This window comes from Pseudomonas coleopterorum (assembly GCF_900105555.1).
GTDB lineage: Bacteria > Pseudomonadota > Gammaproteobacteria > Pseudomonadales > Pseudomonadaceae > Aquipseudomonas > Aquipseudomonas coleopterorum.
The window spans coordinates 3,539,938-3,564,522 of sequence record NZ_FNTZ01000001.1 but is presented as its reverse complement, the minus strand read 5'-3'; the positions used below and the strand labels follow the sequence as shown (position 1 = coordinate 3,564,522).

General features: G+C 61.2%; 19 protein-coding genes. 10 read left to right on the top strand and 9 right to left on the bottom strand.

The genetic code is table 11. The features are described from left to right. Nucleotide 1: 1 nt before the first annotated feature. The gene (locus BLV18_RS15930) at nt 2–1,210 is read right to left on the bottom strand and encodes an MFS transporter (protein WP_090359898.1); all 1,209 of its coding nucleotides are present in this window, start codon (nt 1,208–1,210) and stop codon (nt 2–4) included. Between the two features lie 170 nt (nt 1,211–1,380). Between BLV18_RS15930 and BLV18_RS15925 the strand changes: the two genes are divergently transcribed. The 4 genes from BLV18_RS15925 (at nt 1,381) to BLV18_RS15905 (ending at nt 5,722) form a co-directional block, all read left to right on the top strand. After that, a complete protein-coding gene (locus tag BLV18_RS15925) occupies nt 1,381–2,175 on the top strand; it encodes a hypothetical protein (RefSeq protein ID WP_090359897.1) in 795 nt (264 codons plus the stop codon). Nucleotides 2,176–2,340: 165 nt separating this feature from the next. Further along, the gene (gene katB / locus BLV18_RS15920; RefSeq protein ID WP_375143211.1) at nt 2,341–3,816 is read left to right on the top strand and encodes a catalase KatB; all 1,476 of its coding nucleotides are present in this window, start codon (nt 2,341–2,343) and stop codon (nt 3,814–3,816) included. A 56-nt stretch (nt 3,817–3,872) separates the two neighbouring features. Beyond that, a complete protein-coding gene (locus tag BLV18_RS15915) occupies nt 3,873–4,418 on the top strand; it encodes an ankyrin repeat domain-containing protein (RefSeq protein WP_056843915.1) in 546 nt (181 codons plus the stop codon). Nucleotides 4,419–4,918: 500 nt separating this feature from the next. Further along, a complete protein-coding gene (locus BLV18_RS15905; protein WP_090359891.1) occupies nt 4,919–5,722 on the top strand; it encodes an HNH endonuclease in 804 nt (267 codons plus the stop codon). Nucleotides 5,723–5,791: 69 nt separating this feature from the next. Here BLV18_RS15905 and BLV18_RS15900 read toward each other — a convergent pair whose 3' ends face one another. From BLV18_RS15900 to lon, 5 genes are all read right to left on the bottom strand, one after another. Then, on the bottom strand, nt 5,792–7,039 hold the full coding sequence (locus BLV18_RS15900) for a ribonucleotide-diphosphate reductase subunit beta (RefSeq protein ID WP_043184931.1): 1,248 nt from the start codon (nt 7,037–7,039) through the stop codon (nt 5,792–5,794). Nucleotides 7,040–7,681: 642 nt separating this feature from the next. Then, nucleotides 7,682–8,638: a tRNA 5-methoxyuridine(34)/uridine 5-oxyacetic acid(34) synthase CmoB gene (gene cmoB / locus BLV18_RS15895; RefSeq protein WP_090359889.1), complete on the bottom strand. Its 957-nt coding sequence runs from the start codon at nt 8,636–8,638 to the stop codon at nt 7,682–7,684. Next, nucleotides 8,635–9,378, bottom strand: a complete 744-nt coding sequence (gene cmoA / locus BLV18_RS15890; RefSeq protein WP_090359887.1) for a carboxy-S-adenosyl-L-methionine synthase CmoA — start codon at nt 9,376–9,378, stop codon at nt 8,635–8,637. The genes cmoB and cmoA overlap by 4 nt, the downstream gene beginning before the upstream one ends. 199 nt (nt 9,379–9,577) lie before the next feature. Beyond that, entirely contained in the window at nt 9,578–9,970 is a 393-nt protein-coding gene (locus tag BLV18_RS15885; RefSeq protein ID WP_090359884.1) for a protease inhibitor I42 family protein, read from the bottom strand. Between the two features lie 324 nt (nt 9,971–10,294). Beyond that, a complete protein-coding gene (gene lon / locus BLV18_RS15880; RefSeq protein ID WP_090359881.1) occupies nt 10,295–12,715 on the bottom strand; it encodes an endopeptidase La in 2,421 nt (806 codons plus the stop codon). A gap of 170 nt (nt 12,716–12,885) precedes the next feature. On the opposite strand from lon, the gene BLV18_RS15875 reads away from it, so the two are divergent. From BLV18_RS15875 to BLV18_RS15860, 4 genes are read left to right on the top strand one after another with little or no spacing between them, the layout of a single operon-like run. Continuing rightward, nucleotides 12,886–13,560, top strand: coding sequence for a methylamine utilization protein (locus BLV18_RS15875; RefSeq protein ID WP_090359877.1), 675 nt, complete (start codon nt 12,886–12,888; stop codon nt 13,558–13,560). Next, nucleotides 13,544–15,904 carry a putative bifunctional diguanylate cyclase/phosphodiesterase gene (locus BLV18_RS15870; protein WP_090359875.1) on the top strand — a complete coding sequence of 787 codons (2,361 nt, stop codon included), beginning with the start codon at nt 13,544–13,546 and terminating at the stop codon, nt 15,902–15,904. Before BLV18_RS15875 ends, BLV18_RS15870 begins: the two co-directional genes overlap by 17 nt. 4 nt (nt 15,905–15,908) lie before the next feature. After that, nucleotides 15,909–16,769, top strand: a complete 861-nt coding sequence (locus tag BLV18_RS15865; protein WP_425272628.1) for a DUF3034 family protein — start codon at nt 15,909–15,911, stop codon at nt 16,767–16,769. Nucleotide 16,770: 1 nt separating this feature from the next. Further along, nucleotides 16,771–17,196, top strand: coding sequence for a group I truncated hemoglobin (locus BLV18_RS15860; protein ID WP_090359868.1), 426 nt, complete (start codon nt 16,771–16,773; stop codon nt 17,194–17,196). A 177-nt stretch (nt 17,197–17,373) separates the two neighbouring features. Here the strand turns inward: BLV18_RS15860 and BLV18_RS15855 are convergent, their stop codons facing one another. The 3 genes from BLV18_RS15855 to BLV18_RS15845 all read right to left on the bottom strand — a co-directional run bounded on the left by BLV18_RS15855 (nt 17,374) and on the right by BLV18_RS15845 (nt 23,530). Continuing rightward, nucleotides 17,374–19,785 (bottom strand): glucose/quinate/shikimate family membrane-bound PQQ-dependent dehydrogenase, encoded by a 2,412-nt coding sequence (locus BLV18_RS15855; protein WP_090359865.1) that lies wholly within the window; start codon nt 19,783–19,785, stop codon nt 17,374–17,376. Nucleotides 19,786–19,875: 90 nt separating this feature from the next. Beyond that, entirely contained in the window at nt 19,876–21,183 is a 1,308-nt protein-coding gene (locus BLV18_RS15850) for a carbohydrate porin (RefSeq protein WP_208598894.1), read from the bottom strand. Between the two features lie 310 nt (nt 21,184–21,493). Continuing rightward, entirely contained in the window at nt 21,494–23,530 is a 2,037-nt protein-coding gene (locus BLV18_RS15845) for a TonB-dependent receptor (RefSeq protein ID WP_090359860.1), read from the bottom strand. A gap of 173 nt (nt 23,531–23,703) precedes the next feature. Here BLV18_RS15845 and BLV18_RS15840 point away from each other — a divergent pair, with 173 nt between their 5' ends. Together BLV18_RS15840 and BLV18_RS15835 are read left to right on the top strand one after the other, a co-directional pair. After that, nucleotides 23,704–23,928, top strand: a complete 225-nt coding sequence (locus BLV18_RS15840) for a VF530 family protein (protein WP_049862337.1) — start codon at nt 23,704–23,706, stop codon at nt 23,926–23,928. Further along, nucleotides 23,925–24,566, top strand: a complete 642-nt coding sequence (locus tag BLV18_RS15835) for a Pr6Pr family membrane protein (protein ID WP_208598863.1) — start codon at nt 23,925–23,927, stop codon at nt 24,564–24,566. The genes BLV18_RS15840 and BLV18_RS15835 overlap by 4 nt, the downstream gene beginning before the upstream one ends. Nucleotides 24,567–24,585 lie beyond the last annotated feature (19 nt).

The window sequence follows — 24,585 nt, the reverse complement described above, 5'->3', positions numbered from 1 at the left end:
CTTAGCGGTAAGTTCTCTGTTCCGAAGCGCACTGGGTGGCATGGGCCAGCCACCAGTGAGCCGTTGCGCCCAGTACGGTGGACAGAATAGCCAGTATCAGGATCACCTTCTGCGTACCAACGGGCGCGGCCAAGAGGGCGACGAGTAAGCCCGCCGCTGGCTGCGAAAGGTTATTGAGCAGGGTGATCACTCCCACCGTCTTGCCGAAGTCCTGAGGGGGAATGACGCGCTGGCGAATGCTGCGCATGTAGACGTTGAACATCTTGTCGAAGCCCACGATCAACAAAAAACCTGATACATAGCCTGCCAGGTTCGGAGCCATTGCGCAGATGAACCCGCCTGCAGCGATCAGCACGTATGACACACCGCCCAGTACCTTCAGGGGAATGACGACGCGCGCGAGCAGCACCAGTATCGCGATGGTAGCGACGGCACCCGCCGCCTGCAGCCAGGCGTAGCTGTCCTTGTCCGCGCTGAAACTTCCGATCACCATGGCCGCCGACGTAGCCGCCGTCACGCCGACGATCAGGTTCACCCCAACGGCCAACGTGATGATTTTGCGCAATTGCGCTGTGGTACGGATATGCCCAATGGCCACTCGAAAAGGTTGTAGCCACGCGCCCTGATCCTGGTCGAATGGCGCGATATCTATCTGACTGAGCCGTTGCCAGATCAGCATGCTTGCATCTGCCAGCAGAAATACCCCAGCGACACATAGCACAACCCAGTGCCAGGCCCAGACTTCCAGCATTAATGCAGCGACCAATGGGCCCAGGACTAAACCGCTCTGGTCGGCGATTTGCGAGTAGGAGAGGGTCTTGGTGTAGCTGTAGTGGTGGAATACGCGTGGCATAAGTACTTCGCGAGCCATGACGCCTTGAGTTGTCAGGATGCCACACAGCGCCGACAATACCACCAGCCAGGCGATGCCACCGAACAGCAGGGACAGAATAACGGCCAGCACACAGAGTAAAACCCGGTAGATCTGGCTGATATGCAGGATTCGGACGGGTGAGAAGCGGTCGCACAATACGCCACAGAAAGGGAACGCCAAAAACCTGGGCAACGATTCAACAAAGAACGCAAGGCCGGCCCACGCTGCGCTCTGAGTCGCCTGGAAGACCACCAGCGGAACGATGAACAATAGAATCTGGTCCGCGAGGCGTGACAGGAACAATGAGACGAAGAATGCGATGTAGTCCTTTCGCATGATAGGGTCCTTTATGTTTCCAAGCAGGCTCTGAGAGGGGCAAAACACCGTCGCGCATTACACAACCGCTGACATCGGATTGATAGATACAGATAGCGTGGATAAATGGAACAGTTCCGTTGTTTGTGAACAGGCGTCAGATCTTTTCTCTACCTGCATGAGTGCCCGCCATGACTGAACCGAACGCTTCCACGCTATTCATGGGCTGGGACGTCGGCGGCTGGAATTGCGACCGGAACCCGGCTAGCCGCGATGCTCTGGTCGTTCTGGATGCTGAGCGCAAGCTAGTCGGTAAACCTTGGCGGGGCAATCTGCGGCGGACGATCAATGAAGCCAGCTCCACGGAAGAGTTTGTCCATGGGCTGTTGAAGCTGTGTGCAATAGACACTGCAGTTCATCAGGCGCCCTGCCTGCTCATGGGTATCGACACTCCACTGGGCTTCTCCCGACCTTTTATCGAGCTCATCACCCGTGGCATGGCCGTGCCCACTGTTGGCGAGTCATCCAGCAACCCCTACCTGCACCGGCGTACCGAGCATTTTCTGTTCGAACGAGGGCTCTATCCGCTGTCGCCGATCAAGGACATGATCGGCAGCCAGGCAACCAAGGGCATGCATGTGCTGGGGCGATTCGCGCCCATTCGGGAAGCCTGTGGCGTATGGACGGACGGGCGGATGCTGCGGGCGATCGAGGCCTATCCCTCGGCGTGCAAACGATCGGCCTGCATCGAGGCCTTGCGAACGCCTTTCTACGTCGACGGCGCAAGCGTTCCGCGAATATTTGTACCGGGGCTTGAACATGTCGATGCACAGGATGCGCTGACGTGCGCGTTGCTGGCCTGGGCCTTCGAGCATAGACCGCAATGGCTGGCTCAGCCGATGGCGGATATAGATCCGGTAGAGGGTTGGATATTCGTGCCGGAGGATGGGTTGCGAGCGTCCGTAGGCGCGGATTCTAGCCAGTAACACCGGTAGGCATCTTTGCCTATCAGCCTGATAGGCTCTTCCAATTTAGCCACGCCAGTGGTTGCCGTTACTCTCGCGGTTTCTCCAGAACATAAGAAGCGTGAGGGATTCACTATGAAAATCAGAACCTTATCAGGGTATGCAGTTACTGCATTGGCCATCGGCATGTCTTTGTCGTCCGCGTTTGCCGATACCTTGACCCGCGACAATGGCGCCGCTGTCGGCGATAACCAGAATTCACAGACCGCCGGACCCAACGGGCCGGCGCTGCTTCAGGACGTTCAGTTGTTGCAGAAACTGCAGCGCTTCGACCGCGAACGCATTCCAGAGCGCGTGGTGCATGCCCGTGGTACGGGTGTGCATGGCGAGTTCGTCGCTTCCAGCAACATCAGTGAGTTGACCAAGGCCAAGGTGTTTACGCCAGGCACCCATACACCGGTGTTCGTGCGCTTCTCGTCGGTCGTCCACGGCAACCACTCGCCGGAAACGCTGCGCGACCCACGTGGTTTCGCGACCAAGTTCTATACGGCGGACGGCAACTGGGATCTGGTGGGCAATAACTTCCCGACCTTCTTCATTCGTGACGCCATCAAGTTTCCCGACATGGTGCACGCGTTCAAACCCGACCCGCGCACCAACCTTGACGACGACTCCCGTCGTTTCGACTTCTTCTCCCATGTTCCGGAAGCGACGCGTACGCTCACCCTGCTGTACTCCAACGAAGGCACGCCTGCAGGCTATCGCTTCATGGACGGCAATGGCGTGCACGCCTACAAGTTCGTCAACGCCAAAGGCGAAGTGCACTACGTGAAGTTTCACTGGAAGAGCCTGCAAGGTCTGAAGAATCTGGACCCGGAACAGGTCGTGCAAACCCAGGGCAAAGACTACGCGCACATGACCCATGACCTGGTCACCGCAATCAACAAGGGTGATTTCCCGAAGTGGGATTTGTATATCCAGGTGCTCAAACCTGAAGACCTGGCCAAGTTCGCATTCGACCCGCTCGACGCGACCAAGATCTGGCCTGACGTACCGGAGCAGAAGATCGGGCAGATGGTACTGAACAAGAACGTCGACAACTTCTTCCAGGAGACCGAACAGGTCGCCATGGCACCGTCCAACGTGGTACCGGGGATCGAGCCGTCGGAAGACCGTCTCCTGCAGGGCCGTGTGTTCTCGTACGCTGATACTCAGATGTACCGCCTGGGCGCCAACGGCATGAGTTTGCCGATCAACCGTCCGCGCGTCACCGTCAACAACGGCAACCAGGATGGCGCCTTGAACAGCGGACATACCACCGGGGGCGTGAACTACGAACCGAGCCGTCTTGCACCGCGCCCGAGTGACGACAGCGCGCGTTACAGCCAAACGGCTTTGAGCGGTACTACCCAGCAGGCGAAGATTCAGCGCGAGCAGAACTTCAAACAGGCAGGCGACTTGTACCGCTCCTATTCGCCCAAGGAGCAGCAGGACCTGATCAACAGCTTCGGCGGTTCTTTGGCTGACACGGATACCGAAAGCAAAAACATCATGCTGTCGTATCTGTACAAGGCCGATCCGGCCTACGGCACAGGCGTGACCAAAGTTGCCAATGGCGATTTGGAAAAGGTCAAACAGTTGGCCGCCAAGCTTCAGGACTGATGCATCCGATCACCGGCCGTGTAACAACGGTCGGTGATCTACAGGAGCAAAATCTCATGCGATATTTCATTCCCTGGATCTGCTCGGCGATGATGCTTTCAACAGCTGCCTTGGCCGATGACACACCGCCCCCCGATACCCGCCAGCAACTTCGTGAACTGTACTTCGACGCCGCACGTTCGGGCAGCACCGACCGTTTGGGTGCGTTCATCGAAGCGCATTATGACTTGGACACCCGCGATGAAAGTGGCTACACCGCATTGATTCTGGCGGCTTATCATGGCCAGACGGCGGCTGTGGAGCAGTTGCTGGCGGCCGGGGCGAATCCGTGTAGCCAGGATAAGCGTGGCAACACTGCGCTGATGGGGGCCATCTTCAAAGGTGAAGTGAGCATCGCCCATCGATTGCTCAAGGCAGACTGCGCGACGGATGAGCGAAACAACTCGGGGCAGACGGCGGCGATGTATGCGGCGCTGTTTCAGCGCAAGGATATTCTCGAGGCGTTGGCGGCGAAGGGGGCGGATCTGGATGCGCGGGATGATAGGGGGAATGATGCACGGTCGTTGGGGGAGGGGCGGTTTAGTTCAGGTCCCTTGCGTTGAGTGCTTAACAGTTCCCCAATGATCGACGTAAGCACTGCCATTCATTCCAACAGTCCTCGGCAACCAAATCCCGATAGCCACGTTCGCTCTCCATATCTAAGGCGACGTCGAATGGACTGCAACACACATCGCATGATCACACATCTCAAGTACCTCGCAATGTAAAAGGGGAGAGCTTTTGTGGGCTGCGGCGAGTTGCAACACCGCCAAAGCGTCGAAATAAAGACTACGCGAAGCTGTTCCGTGATCTGCTATTAACCTCGGTTATTTGGGATGACCGAAGGGTGCGCTGATTGCAAGACCAGGGCTATTGATCGAAGGCATCCACTCCTGGACGTTTACTGGGTCTGAGAACAGGCCGCTGCCGAGGTCTGCTTCGGGATTGATAGTGGCCAGGCATGCTAGGCTGCTGATCGCGCTGCTGCATGATAACTCTAAATATCCTGTAGGAAATTTCCTCATGTTTGGTAGGCTTTTGCTACCACGTGGGAGGAAATGGAATGCCCGTAGTCATCGTTGAAAACGATATATCGCAATGGGAAGACGAGACAGGTTCCGTTTACCATTTTCCAAAGCGCTACAGCCTGTTTCTCACTCCGGGAACCGAGGTGATCTATTACAAAGGGCGCATCAAAGATAAAGCATTCGCCTCTACACGACTTAGTGGTGAGCCCCATTACTTTGGCAAGGCACGGATCGGCAAGATTTACGCCGATCGCGGCAGTGATAAGGGAGATCTTTTTGCGCTGATCGAAGGCTTCACTCCTTTTGAGCGCGCAGTACCCGCGAAAAGCGGTGGGGGGTATCTGGAGACCATTCCAGCGACCCGTCTGACAAACTATTGGCGGGATGGTGTTCGACCAGTATCCGAGGCTGATTATGATCTGATCTTGAGCCACGCGAAGCTTTTACCTACTCAGGTTGAGACGGATCTACCGGATATACAGGATGATCCGTTGACATTCATATCCGCGAACGAAGGCAGCAAGACAAGCTACTTCGGAACCCGCTATGAGCGTCGCAAAGACCTGCGCGTGAAGGCTATTGCAATCCATGGACTGGGCTGCAAAGCGTGTGGTTTCGATTTTGAACAGGCTTATGGTGACCACGCGAAAGGCTTCATTCACGTTCACCACGTTGTACCTATTTCGGACTTCGGAGGCGAAAAAGCCGTCAACCCGGAAACAGATCTTGTGACGCTTTGCGCCAACTGCCATGCAATGGTCCACCGCAGGCGTGATATGACTTTGTCCCTTGGTGAACTGAAAAGCATGTTGCGTGGACGATGGGTCAAAAATACCTAAATCTCAGGCATAAAAAAGGCCGCCTAACAGCGGCCTCTTTCTAGTAGTGTAGAGTAGTGGGGTCCACCATCAATCCCAGCTCAAAGCCCCACCCGTCTGATACTCAATCACCCGCGTCTCGAAGAAGTTCTTCTCCTTCTTCAAGTCCATGATCTCGCTCATCCATGGGAACGGGTTCGTGGTGCCTGGGTATTCTTCTTTCAAGCCAATCTGCGACAAGCGACGGTTGGCGATGAACTTGAGGTAGTCCTCCATCATCGCTGCGTTCATACCCAGTACGCCGCGAGGCATGGTGTCGCGGGCGTATTCGATTTCCAGCTGGGTGCCTTGCAGAATCATCTGCGAGGCTTCTTCCTTGAGTTCGGCGTCCCACAGGTGTGGGTTTTCGATCTTGATCTGGTTGATCACGTCGATGCCGAAGTTAAGGTGCATGGATTCGTCGCGCAGTATGTACTGGAACTGCTCGGCGACGCCGGTCATCTTGTTGCGGCGGCCCATGGAGAGGATCTGGGTGAAGCCGCAGTAGAAGAAGATGCCTTCGAGTACGCAGTAGTAGCCAATCAGGTTGCGCAGCAGCTCTTTGTCGGTTTCGACGGTGCCGGTATTGAATTCCGGGTCGGAGATTGCGCGGGTGTACTTGAGGCCCCAGGCGGCTTTTTTAGCGACCGATGGGATCTCGTGGTACATGTTGAAGATTTCGCCTTCGTCCATGCCCAGGGATTCGATGCAGTACTGGTAGGCGTGGGTGTGGATCGCTTCTTCGAAGGCCTGGCGCAGGATGTACTGGCGGCACTCCGGGTTGGTGATCAGGCGGTACACGGCCAGGGCCAGGTTGTTGGCGACCAGGGAGTCGGCGGTGCTGAAGAAGCCCAGGTTGCGCATGACGATGCGGCGTTCGTCGTCGGTCAGGCCTTCCGGATTTTTCCAGAGGGCGATGTCGGCGTTCATGTTGACTTCTTGCGGCATCCAGTGGTTTGCGCAGCCGTCCAGGTACTTCTGCCAGGCCCAGTCGTACTTGAAGGGTACGAGTTGGTTGAGGTCGGCGCGGCAGTTGATCATGCGCTTCTCGTCGACGGCGACGCGGGCGGCGGAGCCTTCGAGCTCGGCCAGGCCTTCGGCGATGTCGAGTTTGTTCAGGGCGGCCTTGGCGCGGGCTACGGCGGCGGAGTCGCTGGCGTGGGCGGCGCGGGCTTCCTGGGCGGCGGCACCGCCGGCGCTGTCGAGTTTGTCCATGGCAGCTTCGCTGGCGTGGCCGGCGTTTGCGCCTTTGGCGGGTTCGGCTGCGTCTTCTTTGTCGAATTCGTCCCAGCTCAGCATGGGGGAGGCTCCTGCTCGAGGCCGCTCGTGGCGGCTGATGAATTTGGAAATCTGATTGCCGGAGTTGCGTGGTGCAACCTGGCGTTACGTGCTTGTTGCGGCGCCGGGTCCAGGCTTTTTCAGCGTGGTGCCACAGCGGGGGCTATCAACGATCCGGTCGGAACGCGCTGAGGGACTCGCTTCGCGGTCGGGCTTCGGTCGATGGACTCGTGCCGGCTTCGATGTCGCGATGGGTCATGTCTCAGGTCCTTGAAGTGGGCGGCGATTATAGGGTTTTTTGCTTGCTCGTGTTCACGTGCGGACACAAAAAATCGGTCGAAACTCGTATTTCTCAGGACTTTTGCGTCCACTGCCGGTATGTAGGCAGTAACAGCCGCAACCCCTCGAAAATCGCCTATGTGGTGGTTTTCGTAAGAAGTGGACACAGGATATAGGCTTGAGTTCGGCTTGGAAACCCGACTGGCTGTTCAGAAAATAGCCAGATTTCCCCATGGGTGGGCTCAAGTCCTTGCCCTGCCTGCCTTCCGCGAAATGCAACCCTTCAGGATTTTTTTGTGGTTCTGTGAAGGAGTCGATGAGCGGCAGGGAGGCGAGTGCGACGGGGTTTGTTCACCGTTCATTCGCCTGTTCCAGGCTTGACCGTTATTTACGGGCAGTGATCACCGCCCGCATCGGCGCGGGCAGGCCTTCGACGGTTTTGCTGTGGTCGTCCGGATCGAGGAAGTCACTCAGTGACTGGAACTTCATCCATTCGGTGCCGCGCTGCTCGGCGACCGTGGTGATGCTCACGTCCACGCATTTCACGTCACTGAAGCCGGCGCGGCGCAGCCACAGTTCCAGGGCGGGCACGGAGGGGAGGAACCAGACGTTGCGCATCTGCGCGTAGCGGTCTTCGGGCACCAGGACCTGATGCACGTCGCCGGGGACGACCAGGGTTTCCAGGACCAGTTCGCCGCCTTTGACCAGGCAGTCCTTGAGCGCCAGCAGGTGCTCGATGGGAGAGCGGCGGTGGTAGAACACACCCATGGAAAACACCGTGTCGAAACCCTCGAGGCCAGCAGGCAGGTCTTCCAGGGCGAAGGGCAGGTGCCAGGCGGGCAGGTCGGGCAGGTAACGCTGCACCGCCTGGAACTGGCAGAAGAACAGCCAGTTGGGGTCGACGCCGATGACGCTGTCGGCACCGGCACCGAGCATGCGCCATTGGTAGTAGCCGTTGCCGCAGCCGACGTCGAGGACCCGTTTGCCGCGCAGGTCGAGGTGGGGGGCAACGCGCTCCCATTTCCAGTCCGAGCGCCATTCGGTGTCGACGTGGACGCCGAACAGGTCGAACGGGCCTTTGCGCCAGGGTGACAGGCCCATCAGGGCGGCGCGCATCTGGTCGTGGGTGGCGGCGTTGTCTGCGCAGTCCAGGCGCAAGCCGTTGACTAGGTCGATGTCGCAGGCGGTGACCGGGGGCAGGGCATCGAGGGCGCTCTGCCAGCGTTGCAGGTCGCCGTGACCTTTTTCCATCTTGGTGTCGAGCTGGGCTTGCAGGCCATTGGCCCAGGTGGCCAGCGGGGTGTTGGCCAGGCGGCGGACGAGCGGGGACAGGTCAATCATGGCAGGGCGATCATCGAGGCGAAGTTGAGGCATTGAAACCAGGGCACGACCTTGCTGAAGCCTGCGGCAAACAGGCGATCGCGGTTTTCTTCGAGGCTGTCGGGTTTCATGACGTTTTCGATGGCGCTGCGTTTCTGCGCTATTTCCAGGTCGCTGTAGCCGTTGGCGCGTTTGAAGGCGATGTGCAGGTCGGTGAGCAGGTCGTGTTGTTGCTCGTCTTCGAAGCGCAGCTTTTCCGAAAGGATCAGGGCGCCGCCGGGGACCAGCGCTTTGTGAATGCGGGTGAGCAGTTCCAGACGCTGGTCCGGGGGGATGAACTGCAGGGTGAAGTTGAGCGCGATGACCGAGGCGGGTTTGAAGTCCAGGGCGAGGATGTCGCCCTCGATGACGGTGACCGGCAGCAGCTCCTGAAACATGGAGTTCTGCGCGTTGAGGTATTCACGGCAGCGCTCGACCATGGCCTGGGAGTTGTCGATGGCGATCACCTGGCAGCCTTCGGTGCGCACGTGCCGGCGCAGGGCCTGGGTGACGGCGCCCAGCGAGCTGCCCAGGTCGTAGAGGGTGGTGTTGGGCTGGGCGAATTGCGCCGCGAGCACGCCGAGGTTTTCCACGATGGTGGGGTAACCGGGCACCGAGCGTTTGATCATGTCCGGGAACACGCGCACCACGTCTTCGTTGAAGGCGAAGTCGGGAACCTGGCTCAGGGGCTGGGCGAATAGGCGGTCGGGCTCTTTGCTCACGGGGCGATCCAGGCGGGTTGCGGGAAAACGGGGCGGCATTTTAGCGGATGTGGGGCGGGGGTGCATTTTTTGTGGGGTGCGGTGTGGTTTTTTGCGCCCTGAGGGGATCCGTAGGAGCGGTCATCGGCCGCGAAGGAATATCGCGGGGTGAAAGCGGTACCGAGGTGGCTCGTTCGCGGCCGATGACCGCTCCTACAGGCTAGTTGACGGTGATGTCGCAGCTGAAGGTTTCAGCGGGCGGGACCTCGGGGGCCCAGGGTTGTTGCAGTACCAGCATCAGGTGGCCATCGCCTGGCGCGCGTGCTTGGAAGCGCCAGGTGGATTGCCCGGCGGCACCGACCACGCCGGTTTCCCGAGCGCTGCTGTAGACCTCCGGGCCCAGGCTGCGCAGGACGCTGGCACCGGGGTTCTGTACCAGCCAGCGGTAGCCGGTGCTCGGGTTGGTGGGCAATTGCAGGGTGATGGTCTGGCCGACGCTGAGGGCAACCGGGCACTGGCTCTGGTCTTCCAGTTCGATGTTATGCCGTGGTTGCTGGGCACAGGCCGTGAGCAAGGTGAGGCTGGCGGGCAGTATCAGGCGGACGACGGACATGGTGGCTCCGAACGGACGAGGATGGGGCAAGCATAACCCAGTTCATCGAATGTGCAGGCGTCAGGCACCCGAGCCGTGTTTGAGAAGAGTGTGGTGTGTTCGGTGGATCGGTGGTGGACCCGGATGCGGCTCGCGCCGCTGCTACAGGGGATTGTGGTGTTTGGAGGCGTAGCCACCGCGCGCGCCGCGTCAGGACGCGAGGGGTGTGGCGGATGAGGCCGTTGTAGCAGCGGCGCGAGCCGCGTCGGCGGTAGATAAAGTAGGTTTGAAGGGACGCGATGCCCCCTGACGCGGCTTGCGCCGCTGCTACAGGGGGTGGATGGGTTAGAAGAGAATCTTGGCGACGTCGGCAAAACGTTTGGCGAAGTGCACGGTGATGCCCTGCTTTAGGTAATCCGGCAGCTCTTCGAAGTTGCCTCGGTTGGGCTCGGGAAGAATCAATTCCATGATCTTCTGGCGCCGTGCGGCGATGACTTTTTCGCGCACGCCGCCAATTGGCAGGACGTGCCCGGTCAAGGTCAGTTCGCCGGTCATGGCCACGCCTTTCTTCGGCGCCTGATCGCGGGCCAGGGACAGCAGGGCGCTGGCCATGGTCACCCCCGCGCTTGGACCGTCCTTGGGCGTGGCGCCTTCGGGCACGTGCAGATGCACGAAGGCTTCGTCGAAGAACTTGGAATCGGCGCCGAACTGCGCAAGGTTGGAGCTGATGTAGCTGTAGGCGATTTCCGCCGACTCCTTCATCACCTCGCCCAGTTGCCCGGTGAGCTTGAAACCGCGGTTCAGGGTATGGATGCGCGTCGCCTCGATCGGCAAGGTCGCGCCACCCATGCTGGTCCAGGCCAACCCGGTAATCACGCCTTTGCCCGACAGCACCTGCTCGCTGCGGAATACCGGCATCCCCAGAGAGGCTTCAAGGTCCTTGGGCACCAGTTTGATCGGCACATCGGGTTTGTCGATCAACTGCACGACTGCCTTGCGCACCAGTTTGCCCAGCTGTTTCTCCAACTGGCGCACGCCGGCCTCGCGGGCATAGCCCTCGATGACGGTGCGCAGCGCGCTGTCGCTGATGGTCAGGCGATTCTTGTCGACACCGGCCTTGGCCAACTGCTTGGGCCACAGGTGACGCTTGGCGATCGCCATTTTCTCTTCGGTGATGTAGCCGGACAGGCGGATCACTTCCATGCGGTCGAGCAGCGGGCCGGGGATGGAATCCAGGGTGTTGGCAGTGCACACGAAGAGCACCTTGGACAGGTCCAGGCGCAGATCCAGGTAGTGGTCGAGGAAGTCGACGTTCTGCTCCGGGTCCAGGGTTTCCAGCAGTGCCGACGCCGGGTCGCCCTGGAAGCTCTGGCCCATCTTGTCGATTTCGTCGAGCATGATCACCGGGTTCATCACCTCGACGTCCTTGAGCGCCTGCACCAGCTTGCCCGGCTGGGCACCGATATAGGTGCGGCGGTGGCCCTTGATTTCGGCCTCGTCGCGCATGCCGCCGACGCTGAAGCGATAGAACGGTCGGCCCAGGGACTCGGCGATGGACTTGCCGACGCTGGTCTTGCCCACGCCCGGCGGACCGACCAGCAGCACGATGGAACCGCTGATTTCGCCTTTGTAGGCGCCCACGGCAAGGAATTCGATGATGCGCGTCTTGATGTCATCCAGACCGGCGTGGTGCTGGTCGAGCACCTTGCGTGCATGCTTGAGGTCCAGCTTGTCCTTGCCGTAGACACCCCAAGGCAGGGCTGTGGCCCAGTCCAGATAGTTGCGTGTGACGGCGTACTCGGGCGAACCGGTTTCCAGAATCGACAGTTTCTGCATTTCCTCGTCGATGCGCTTCTGCGCCGCGGGCGGCAGGGTCTTGTCCTGCAGGCGCTGCTGGAACTGCTCGACGTCGGCACTGCGATCGTCCTTGGTCAGGCCCAGCTCCTGCTGGATGACCTTGAGCTGTTCCTTGAGGAAGAACTCGCGCTGGTGCTCGCCGATCTTCTTGTTCACCTCGGCGGAGATTTCTTTCTGCAGCCGCGCGACTTCGACCTCCTTGCGCAGCATCGGCAGGACTTTTTCCATGCGTCGCAGCATCGGCACGCAGTCGAGCACGCCTTGCAGCTCGTTGCCCGTGGCCGAGGTGAGCGCGGCGGCGAAGTCGGTCAGCGGCGAGGGATCGTTGGGGCTGAAGCGGTTGAGGTAGTTCTTCAGCTCTTCGCTGTACAGCGGGTTGAGCGGCAGCAGCTCCTTGATGGCGTTGATCAGCGCCATGCCGTAGGCCTTGACCTCGTCGGTGGGTTCGATGGGCTGCTGCGGGTATTCGACTTCCACCAGATAGGGCGGGCGGTGATGCTTGAGCCAGGTGCGGATGCGCACGCGCGACAGACCTTGCGCGACGAACTGCAGCTTGCCGTTTTCGCGGCTGGCGTGGTGGATCTTCACCAGGGTGCCGTACAGCGGCAGGCTGGAGGTATCGAAATGGCGGTGGTCGTCGGGCGGGGTGTCCATGAAGAACAGCGCCAGCGAGTGGTGTTCGGTGTTGGCGACCAGGTCGAGGGTTTCCGCCCACGGTTCTTCGTTGACGATGACCGGCAGCACCTGCGCGGGGAAGAACGGACGGTTGTGGATCGGGATGACGTAGACCTTGTCCGGCAGGTTCTGCCCAGGCAGGGCCAGTTCGGTGCTGGAATGGGTCGAGTGCTCGATGTGCTCGTTGTCCAGATGTTCGGAGGGATTCTCGTTGGATTCCTGCTGGTCGCTCATGGGGCACCTGCGTCAATGACTATGCTGCTTAGATGGGGCGGGGGGCGACTGGTTTCAATGGCGGCACTGAAGCTTTGCGGCAGGCGGCCGATAAGGGTTGTAACCGGGCTTGTAACCGGCGCAGGCCGAACGCGACGGCAGGCAACATTTCCATTGGTCAGGTAGATTTCATGCTCAGGTTAGGCGCCTTGCTCAGCGGTTTGGTCTTCAGTACCTGGGTCGGCGCTGCCTCATTCGAGGCACGGATCGTTCAGGCCGATGGCGCGCCCCTGGCCGACGCGGTGCTCAGCCTGTCCGGTGGCCCGGCTGCCGTGGGCTCCAGAAAGGCCACGGCGATCATGGACCAACGTGCGCAGAAGTATCTGCCGCACGTGTTGGCGGTGGCCACGGGCACGTCGGTGTCGTTCCCCAACAACGACAACATCCGCCATCAGGTGTATTCCTTTTCACCGGCCAAGCGCTTCGAACTGCGTCTGTACGAAGGCACGCCGAGTCAGCCGGAGTTGTTCGACAAGCCGGGCGTCGTGGTGCTGGGCTGCAACATTCACGACTGGATGCTGGGCTATGTCTACGTGACCGATGATCCCTGGTTCGCCGTCAGTGATGAACAAGGGCGCGTGCGTTTCGATCAATTGCCTGCGGGCCACTACCAAGTGAGTCTGTGGCATCCGCGCAGTGCAGATGTACACGTGCAGCAGACAGGAAAACTGGACATGACGACGACGGACATGACGCAGCGCTACACCCTGACGGTCGAAGCGACGGCGGACGACGCGGTGCAGGAACCGGCGACCAGCCCATTCAGTGAGGCATTCAAAAAGGCTGCCGGTGAAGCTGCGCACTAGTTTCCAGGCGCGTATCGCCTGCGTCCTGATCCTGCTGCTGTTGGTAGTGGTCGGGGCGTTGACCGTGGCCGTCAAAGTGGCCACCAATGACGCCGTGCGTGCCCAGGCCCGCGATCAGCTGCAGGTGGGCACGCGGGTGTTCGAGCGGTTGCTGGACATGCGCGGGCGTCGTTTGCGCGACGGCGTACAGTTGCTGGCGGCGGACTTCGGTTTCCGCGATGCGGTGTCCAGCGGCGATTCGGCTACCATCCGTTCGGCCCTGCAGAACCAGGGTGCACGTATCGGTGCCACCGACATGTTTGTGCTGGGCATGGACGGCCGGGTCCTGGCCAGTACGGTCGATCAGGTCCCCACCGGCAGCGTGTTTCGCTACGACACGGCGCTGCGCGAACTGCGCCGCAGCAATCAATCGGTACTGTTCGTGCCGTTGCAGGGGTTGCCACATCTGCTGGTCGAGGCGCCGGTGCTGGCGCCGTTGCCGATCGCGCGCGTGGTGATGGGCTTCAGCATGGACGTGGCCCTCGCCCGGGAGCTGAATTCCCTGACCAACCTGCAGGTGTCTTTTCTCAGCAGCGAGGCGGGCAGGGCCGGCGAGCTGGTCAGCACCCAGCCGGCAGAGCTGGCCGCCAGCATCGCCCAGTGGATGCAGATCAATGAATCGGCGGCGCAACGCATTTCCCTGTCCGAACACGAGGAGCGCACCTACCTCAGCCAGCCGTTGCTGCTGGCCAGCAGCGGCGGTGCCGAGGGCGGGCGGGTGATGGCGCTGCTGCAGAGTCCGCTGGACGAAGCCATGCGCCCGTTCATGGCGCTGGACCGCAATATCTTCGGCATCGCCCTGGCGGCACTGCTGGCCTCGCTGGTGGGCGCGCTGCTGCTGGCACGCAGTGTCTCGCTGCCGCTGCAAAGCCTGGCTCGGGCGGCGGGGCGCATCGGCCATGGTGACTACCAGACCGACGTGCCGCTGGACCGTACCGACGAGCTGGGCGTGCTGGCCCAGGCCATCGGCCGCATGCAGGCCGGGATTGCCGAGCGCGAGCAGCGACTGGCGCACAACGCCCTGCACGACGCCCTGACCGGACTGCCCAATCGCGCATTGGCCATGGAGCGGCTGGGCAGCGCGATTGCCGCCGACCGCCCGATCGCGCTGCTGTCCGTCGGTATCGACAACCTGCGTGAGCTCAGCGAAAGCGGCGGCCCGACCTTCGTCGACAAGCTGCTCCAGCAAGTCGCGCAGACCCTGCTGGAACTGGTACGGCCCGGCGACACGGTGGCACACCTGATCACCGACGAATTTCTCCTGCTGCTGGAAAACGTCGATAGCGACAGCGCCGTGGCGGTGGCCGACAAACTGCAACAGGTGTTGTTGCAGCCCCACCGTTTCGGCGGGCACGACGTGGCGATCGACTGCCGTATCGGCATCGCCGCCTTCCCCGCCGACGGCTTGAGCGCCGAGGAATTGCTTGCGCGCTCGGCCATTGCCATGCGCGACGCTGCCGACATGCCGGGGCGCCTGCAGGTGTATCAGCACGGCCGGGATCTGGCGCACCAGCGCCAGGTGCGCCTGATTCGGGACCTGCGCCGCGCGGCGGCGAATAACGAGTTGTCCTTGCACTACCAGCCCAAGCTGGACCTGCGCGACAAGCAGGTCCGTCAGGCCGAAGCCTTGCTGCGCTGGCAACATCCGCAACTGGGCAACGTCTCGCCCGGCGAGTTCATTGAACTGGCCGAGCGCACCGGCAGTATCCAGACCCTGACCCGCTGGGTCATCGAGGAAGGCATTCGGCAGTTGAGCGAGTGGAACGCCCGCGGCCTGGTCGTGCAGCTGTCGCTGAACATTTCCGCGGACGACCTGCTCGGAGCCGATCTGCACGAGCGTGTCCTGCGTCTGCTCGATCTGTACGGCATAGCGGCCGAGCAGTTGATCTTCGAGATCACTGAAAGCGCAATCATGCGTGAGCCGGAAAAAGCCTTGAAGGTGCTCAACAGTCTGCGCGACAGCGGTATCAGCCTGTCGGTCGACGATTTCGGCACCGGCTATTCGTCATTGGCCCACCTCAAGCGCTTGCCGGTGCAGGAGCTGAAGATCGACCAGTCGTTCGTGCGTAACCTGGATGAGACCAGCGAGGATGCGGTGATTGTGCGGTCCACCATCGAGATGAGCCATAACCTGGGCCTCAAGGTCGTGGCCGAGGGCGTGGAATACGAACACAGCCTGCGCCTGCTGGAGCGTTGGAACTGCGATACCGCCCAAGGCTATCTGATCAGCCGACCTTTGACTGCGGCTGCCTTCGAAGCCTGGATGCAGCCTCCTTTGCCCACCTCGACTGCCGTTGTTCACTGAGGTCATGATGCGAAAAGCTCTGTTGTTGTGCTCGCTGGCCCTGTGTTGGCAGCCTTCTCTTCATGCCAGTGAAGGCCGCCTGCTGGCGACCGGCGGTGCCAGCAGTATCGACGGGGCTGCGGGCGGCGGCATCACGCCTTGGGCGGTGCTGTCCGGTTACGGCGAAGAAGGCGAGTGGGGCGCAACGGCGTTCGCCACGCGCGTGGACCTGCCCGATTATCGGCTGGACGTGGCCGGCATGGCCGCCAGCTACGGGAATCGCATCGAATTTTCCTATGCCCGGCAACGCTTCGACCTGGGCTCGCTGGTGCACAAGCTGGGGCTTCCCGAAGACAGCCTCAGTCAGGATGTGTTTGGCGTGAAGGTGCGCTTGTTCGGCGATCTGATCTACGACCAGCTGCCGCAAGTGGCGCTGGGTCTGGCGTACAAGCGGCAGAAGGATTTTCTCATCCCCAGTCTGGTCGGCGCGCAGCGTGACGAAGATGTCGAGGGCTACCTGACGGCCAGTCGCCTGTTCATGGGCGCGGCGTTCGGCTACAACCTGCTGATCAACGGCGGGGTGCGCTACAGCCGCGCCAATGAACTGGGCCTGCTGGGTTTTGGTGGCGACCGGCGTGACAGCCGCAGCCTGTTGAAAGAGGGGGCGGTGGCCGTGCTGTTCAACCCGCGCTGGGCACTGGGTGTGGAGTACCGGGAGAAGCCGGACAACCTGTCGTTCGCCGGCGAAAGCGATTGGGCGGATGTGTTCCTGGGGTATTTCCCCAACAAGCATCTGGCGATCGTGCTGGCCTATGCGCGGCTGGGTGAAATCGCCACGCTGGATAACCAGAACGGTACCTACCTGTCCGTGCAGGGGAGTTTCTGAGATGCGCCTTCATGTGCTGGGCATGGCCCTGTTGCTGGGTGCTTGCGCGGGCCAACAGCAGCCAGCGCGTGACGACAGCCTGTACCAGGCACTCGGCGGCAAGTCGGGGATCAGCCGGATCGTGGAGGGAATGTTGCTGAACGTGGCCCGGGACGAGCGGATCGTCGCGCACTTTCGCAACGTGAACATCGAGTTGTTGCGTCGGCAATTGATCGACAGGTTCTGCGTCGAGGCAGGTGGGCCGTGCACTTACACCGGCGATGACATGGCCGAGGCGCACAAGGGGCAGAACATCAGCCGCAGTGAGTTCAATGCGCTGGTGGAGGATCTGATCAAGGCCATGGAAGCGCAGGGAGTTCCGGTGCCGGCGCAGAATCGGCTGCTGGCCAGGCTGGCGGCGCAGCGGGGGGAGGTGATTGAGAAGTAAGGGGTGTCAGTGAAGCCCTATTCGGGGCCCTATTCGCCGCCTAACGCGCAAGCCCGCTCCCACAGGTTTTGCTTCATACCCAGCTATGTGGGAGCGGGCTCTGCCCGCGAATAGGCCTCCACTGACCCCCCTCAAAAAAAACGGCTCCCGAAGGAGCCGTCTTACGTTACGCCAGCATTACTTGCTTTCAGGCAATGCGAACGCCATCACGTAGTCACCCTGCTTGGTGCCCAGCGAGCCATGCCCGCCGGCAACCACCACCACATACTGACGACCGTCCTTGCCGGTGTAGGTCATCGGGGTGGTCTGCGCGCCCGCTGGCAGGCGGCCTTCCCACAGTTGCTTGCCGTCACGGATGTCATAGGCACGCAGGTACTGGTCAAGCGTACCGCTCAGGAACGACAGGCCGCTGGCGGTGGTGAACGTACCACCCAGGCTTGGCACGCCCATGGTCAACGGGATCGGCACAGGCGAGCTGTCGCGCACGGTACCGTTCTTGTGTTTCCAGATGGTCTGGTGCGTGGTCAGGTCGACCGCAGCGACGTAACCCCAGGCCGGAGCCTGGCACGGCAGGCCCATCGGCGACAGCAGCGCTTCCAGGATCACGCCATAAGGTGCGCCCTTGTTCGGCTGCACGCCTTCGGTTTCGCTCTTGCGACCTGGGCCGCCGGCCACTTCTGCAGCAGGCACCAACTTGGAGCGGAAAGCCATGTAGCTTGGGTTGACGAAGGCCACCTGGCGTACCGGGTCGACCGACAGGCCACCCCAGTCGAACACGCCGAAGTTGCCGGGGTAAACCAGAGTGCCCTGCAGCGAAGGTGGTGTGAACGGACCTTCATAGCGCAGCGACTTGAAGTCGATCCGGCACAGCATCTGGTCGAACGGCGTCACGCCCCACATGTCGCGCTCTTGCATCACTGGCGGCATGAAGTTGAGGTCGGACTTTGGTTGGGTCGGCGAGGTGCGGTCGCCTTCCACTGCGCCCTGTGGCACCGGGACTTCGTGGATCGGCACGATCGGCTCGCCGGTCAGGCGGTTCAGCACGTAGATGCTGCCCTGCTTGGTCGAGGCCAGCACGGCAGGCTTCACGCCATTGGCGGTCTTGAGGTCCATCAAGGTCGGCTGGCCGCCGACGTCCATGTCCCACAGGTCGTGGTGGGTGAACTGGTAGGTCCACTTCACATGGCCGGTGTCGATGTCCAGCGCGGTCAGGCCAGCGCTGTATTTTTCCGACTCGGGGGTACGGTTGCCGCCCCACTGGTCAGGCATCTGGTTGCCCATGGGCAGGTACAGCATGCCGTTCTTTTCGTCGACGCTGAACATGGACCACATGTTCGGCGAGTTGCGGGTGTAGGTCTGGCCAGGGGCAATCGGCGTGGTGTCGTCGGGGTTGCCGCTGTCCCAGTTCCATACCAGGTGACCGTCGTGCACGTCGTAGGCGCGGATCACGCCCGAAGGCTCGTCCACCGACACGTTGTCGGTCACGTGACCGCCGATCACGACCAAGTTCTTGGTCACGGCCGGTGGCGAAGTGGAGTAGTAGCCACCAGCGGCGAACTCGCCGATGTTGGCTCGCAGATCGACCTGGCCTTTGTCACCGAAGTCTTCGCACATCTTGCCGGTGTCGGCGTTCAGGGCGATCAGACGGGTGTCGGCGGTCGGCACGAAAATGCGTTTCGGGCAGGCAGTCGGCGCAGCGGCAGGTGCGCTGGCGTCGGTGACCGGGCTGGCGGCAGCGTAGGCTGCGTCATCGTGATACGACACGCCACGGCAGGTCATGTGCGCCCAGCCCTTGAAGTTCGGCGCGTTCTGCGTGCTGATCTTCGGATCGAAACGCCAGATTTCCTTGCCGGTGTCCGGGTCCAGGGCGATGACCTGGCTGTGCGGCGTGCACACGTACAGCATGCCGTTGACCTTGAGCGGAGTGTTCTCCGCAGTGGTCTCGCCCGGATCGTTCGGGCCGGGGATGTCGCCGGTGCGGTAGGTCCAGGCCGGGGTCAGCTTGCTGACGTTGTCCGGGGTGATCTGCGCCAGGGGCGAGTAACGGTCACCGTGGGCACTGCGGCCATAGGAGTTCCAGTCGCCGTCCGGCATGGCCGGTGCGGTGTTCGGCATGTTGGCGGTTTCACGGTCCAGCTCGCCCTTGATTTCACCAGGGTTGGTGAACTGGCTGGCCAGTGCGCAGAGACCGGCCAGCACCACGGCGATGCTCAACGCAGCCGTAGCCTTGGGTGCAGGCTGGCGCAGCAGTGGCTTGCGGAACCAGGGCAGCAGCAGGACCACGCCCAGGGCAAACCACAAGGCCAGGCGTGGCACCAGTTGCCACCAGTCCAGACCCACTTCATACAGCGACCAGATAGTGCTGGCGAACAGTACCGCTGCATACAGACCGATCGCCGAGCGACGGCCCTGAAGCAGCAACACGCCGGTGAAACCTACGCCGATACCGGCGATCAGGTAGTACAGCGAGCCACCCAGAGTGGCCAATTTGATACCGCCGGCCAGCAAGGCCAGGCCCATCAGCAGCATTACGATACCCAAGATATTGGGCAGTAGACGCGACCGACGCGGTGCACCGTCAGTGCTCATAGTGAAGAATCTCCATTGTGTTCGTGTGGTTTTTTAATATTCAAATGTCAAGTTTTGATTGTTTACAGATATTGCGAGTCACGTTTAGTTTCAGAATGACGCTTGAATCTTCAGTCCGCCGATCAGTGCATCGTCGATGTGACTGACACCGCCCGGATGACGGATGTATTGCAGGTTCGGTCGCAGCACCAGCCAGTTGGTCATGTGGACCCCGTAATAGAGCTCGGCGCTGTACTCGGTGTCCTGGATCGGCAGGTAGGCGGCATTGTTGTAGTCGCTGACTGCAAGCGTGCGGTTGTGCCACTCGGCGTTCTTGCGATAGGCCGGATTGACATGAACGCGGGCCACGGCAAAACCGATGTCATCGCGAGCTCGGGCATCGAACAGGCCTTTGTAGACGATGCCGCCTTGCACGTAATTGTCGATGGCGTTGGTTTTCTTGTCGTGCACGGTGGCATTGGCGAACACGCTCAGGCCGCGCGAGTTGTCGCTGGCGACGCTGGTCAACTGCTGCTGAGCGCCCAGCCAGAAACCGTGGCGGCTGGATGCGCTGCGGTAGTCCTGGCCAGTGATCGCGGCAGGCTGACCGCTGCGGTCCTTGTAGACGTCGTCCGCGTCTGCCGTGCTGTAGTAGTAACCGGCGCGGTACTCGCCCGGCAGCCCGGCGAGGGTCGGCTTCCAGATCAACTCGACCGGCAGCATGGCGCCTTCGGTACCGCTGCCGCTGAGTTTGAAGCCGTTGTCGTTTTCCAGGTTCGAAGGGTTTTGCTCGAAGATGCCGACCTGGGCGTACAGCTCGGGCGTGATGTTGTATTTGACGCGCAACGCCCATTGGCTCACCGGCCAGTTGTACCAGACACTGCCCACCCAATTGCCGACCTGCGAGCCACAGAACGCCAGGTTCTGGAAGTCGCACGGGAAGCTGTTGAACTCTTCACCTTCACCGAAGCGACCGGCCTTGATGTCCAGGCGCTGGTCGAAGAACTTCTGCTGGTACCACAGTTGGGTAATGCGCGTGATGTTGCCACGCCCCCAGACTTCCTGAGCCGAAGTGAACCCGCCGACACGCGGATCGTTGATCCGGTCATTGCTGATGTTGTCGCCGTTGCGGTCGGTCAACGTGAGCTGAAACTCGGCGTCGTGCCAGCCGAGGATCTTCGCCAGGTCCATGTGTACGCCCAGCGCGAACTGGTCGCTGTAGCGTGTGGCGTGGTCATGGTCATAGCCGCCGTGCAGGTTGCTGCCGACTTCGCCGGTGTAGTCGAGCTTGAAGTCGTAACCTTTGGCGGACAGGTCGCCGCGGGTGCCGTTCCAATCGCCGAACATGAAGGGTGACTGGGTATCGAACGCGGGCGTGGCCAAGGCGTCCGGGGCGGCGCTCAGGGTACTCATGGCCATTAAAGCGGTGAACGGCAAAAACGCCCGAGGGCGTGAAAGGGCAGTTGAAGGCATTGGAAAAGAGTTCTTCTGGTAAGTCCGAAGCTGTTCGAGAAGCGCTTCGTTATTTTTCGAAAGTTAAACGTTTCAGTTTGTTGCGGCGGGAGGATATAGATCGAGCACGCGGTTTTAAAGCCGGGTTTGGAAGAGGGTTAGTTGCCGAAACTGCAACAGTGTGACGCTCTGCCGCAGGGCCTGGGCCATGCGGCGTTGGAATCGATCCGCTGCAGTCGGCCGGAAATGGGCACGACGGCAGCGGCGTGTAAAGCGGTCAAAAGGTCGTACGCAGTCCCACTTGCACACTGCGGCCCTGGGCCGGCGCGATGTCGCGCAGGATCGAGCTGGCGTAGCGCACGGTCTGGTCAGTGAGATTCTCGCCCTTGACGAACGCCAGCCACTGGCTGCCCCCGATGTCGAAGCGATAACCAGCGCTGGCACCCAAGGTGGTGTATCCGCGGGTGGTACTTTCGTTATCCGGCACCTTGTGCTGCGCGCTGGCGTGTTCGACGTCCAGCCGCGCCTGCCAGCGATCCTTTTCCCATAGCAGCCCGCTGTTCAAGCGAAGCGGGGCGATACGTGGCAAGTCTTCGCCGGTGTCCAGGTTCTTCGCACGGGTGTAATCGCCCGACAGCTCCAACGCCCAGTTGCCGTAGGCATTTTGTGCCAAGGTCCAGCGATCCTGTGCCTCGATGCCGCTGAAACGTGCCCGCACGCCGGAATAGGTGTACTCAGGAATGCCGTCGACGTCTTCTTCACCTTCATCGTCAAGCGTGCGGCCGGTGCCCAGCAGTCCGATGTAGTTGGAGAAATGGCTATAAAACACGCCCACGCTGCCTTTGTGGGTACCGTTGTCGAAACGCAGCGCCAGATCGCTCGACACGGCCTTCTCCTTGCTCAGCCCAGCATCACCTACCTCGTAGGTGCCAGTGGCCACATGCGCGCCGTTGGCATACAGCTCATAGAAGGTCGGAGCCCGTTCGGTGTAGCCCAAGGTCGCGGCCAGCGACCAGACGGGCGTCAGGGTGTACACCGCGCCTGCCGAAAGGCTCCCGGCAGTGAAGCTGCTGGCATTGTCTGCTGCCAGGAAGCGCTGGTTCCCGGCAGCGTCCGGTTCGACCCGGGTATGCTCCAGGCGACCGCCCAGGCTCAGTTTCAAACGCTCGGTGGCCTGCCAGTCTTCCAGCACGAACAGCGCCAGGGCGTCAGTGTCGGTCTTGGGCACGAACGCTTCTTCGCCCAGCGCCTGGAACTGGCTGCGGTTGACCTGAGCGCCGATCACCCCTTCCAGTGGACCGATTGGCCGGTGGCGGGCTTCGATCCTGGCTTCGTAACCCTCGTTCTTGAACGTGGTACCGACTTCACCGCCTTCGATCTCGCGGTGTTCGTAGTCGGTATAGCCGGCATTCAGTTTCACCGAACTGATCGGTCCTTCCAGGTCGCGGATTTCCGAAGCGAAGGCGTAGTGATCCTGCTGCATGCGGATGCGCACGTCCTCTTCCGCCGGTGAGCCGTAATTGGAGTCGTAATTGCTGTAGGAAAGCCCGGCATAACCGTGGTCCCAGGTGTAGGAACCGCCCACTGCTCCGCCGTCCTGACGTCCATCACTGTTGTCGAGCCGGTGCTTGCCACCGTTCTCGTCGGTGTCTTCGCTGGCGCGTTGACGGCTGCTATGGGCGTAGCCAGGAATGCGCAGGTCGTTGAATTCACGTGCGCTGGCGTCCAGGTGCAGAGCGAAGGTACCGTTGCCGGCCTCCAGCTTGCCAGCGCTGCTACGGGTTGTGTCGGCTCCGCCGTAGCGCAGTTCACCGGCACCTTGGATGCCTTCGATCGCCTCGGTTGGAATGCGGTTATCGAAGCTGTTGACGACTCCGCCAATGGCATTGCCGCCATACAGCAGAGCGGCCGGGCCACGAACGATCTCGATGCGGTCGGTATTGACGGGGTCCAGGGGGACCGCATGGTCATACGACAGCGACGAGGCATCGAGCGCGCCGACCCCGTTGCGCAGAATGCGAATGCGGTCGCCATCCAGCCCGCGAATGATTGGACGGCTCGCACCGGGGCCGAAGTAGGAAGACGACACGCCTGGCTGGTTGTTCAGTGTTTCGCCCAGGCTGCCTTTCTGTGCCAGCGTCAGGCGATCGCCTTCCAGCACGGTGGTGGGCGAAGCCAATTGCGCGTTGCCCAACGGATTGGCGGTGATGACTTGGGGTTGCAGATCCAGGGCATAGGCCGGTGAGGCGATGAGCAATGCGGCGGCCAGGGGCGTCAGCCCTTTGAAAGAGGGGCGGGTGGTGACGGCAAACATCTTCGAGTCCTTGAGGTGTTACAAAATGTTAGCGTTATAACATAACATTAATAATTGCATCCGCCAGCCTTTTTCCAGCAAAGGGGCGGGGCGCCCCTGCAATTAACGCTTCCCGACATCTTGCCCGTTGGTTAAGGTGCGCACCTTCTGCCCCGCCGTTCCTGGAGCCTGGCATGCATGAACCCACACACAACCCCCTGCACGGCGTGACGCTGGAGCAGATCCTCAATGCGCTGGTGGCGCATTACCAATGGGAAGGGTTGGCGCAGCGTGTCGACATCCGCTGCTTCAAGAGCGATCCGAGCATCAAGTCGAGCCTGACCTTCCTGCGCAAGACGCCTTGGGCGCGGGAAAAGGTCGAGCGGCTGTACGTGCAATTGCAGCGCGGCAAGCGTTGATCCGCGCCGAACGCCCTCTGGTCGCGCTCGCGGCGGCCGCTACCTGGTTCGCCCTGGCGTTGCAGTTGTACCTGGTGCTGTGGTCGCGCTGGCAGATCGAAGCGAGTCTGCTCGGGGGGCTGGTGCATTTCTTCAGCTTCTTCACCATCCTCACCAATACCGCAGTGGCCGGCGTGTTGACTGCCCACGTGTCGAGGGGCGACTCGCTGTGGCGTCGGCTCTGCCTGCGACCAGCGGTGAGCAGCGGGGTACTGGTCAGCATCGTGGTGGTGGGTGTCGCCTATAGCCTGTTGCTGCGCAACCTGTGGCAGCCCGAGGGCTGGCAATGGCTGGCCAACGAGTTGCTACACGATGTGCTGCCCGTGGCGTTCGTGGTGTATTGGGCGTGCTGTGTGCCGAAAGGCACGCTGCGCTTGCGGCACGTGGCGGCCTGGGCGATCTACCCTGTGGTCTACTTCGCCTACCTGTTGCTGCGTGGGCACAGCATCGGCGTGTATCCCTATCCGTTTCTGGACGTCTCGAAACTGGGCATGGGCCAGGTATGGCTGAACGCACTGGGAGTGCTGCTGGCCTTCATTGGCTGCTCCGCGCTGGTGCTGGTGATGGACCGCTGCTGGGGACGCGCAGGCGCGCGCTAGGCCCCCGCGCAAGTACCCC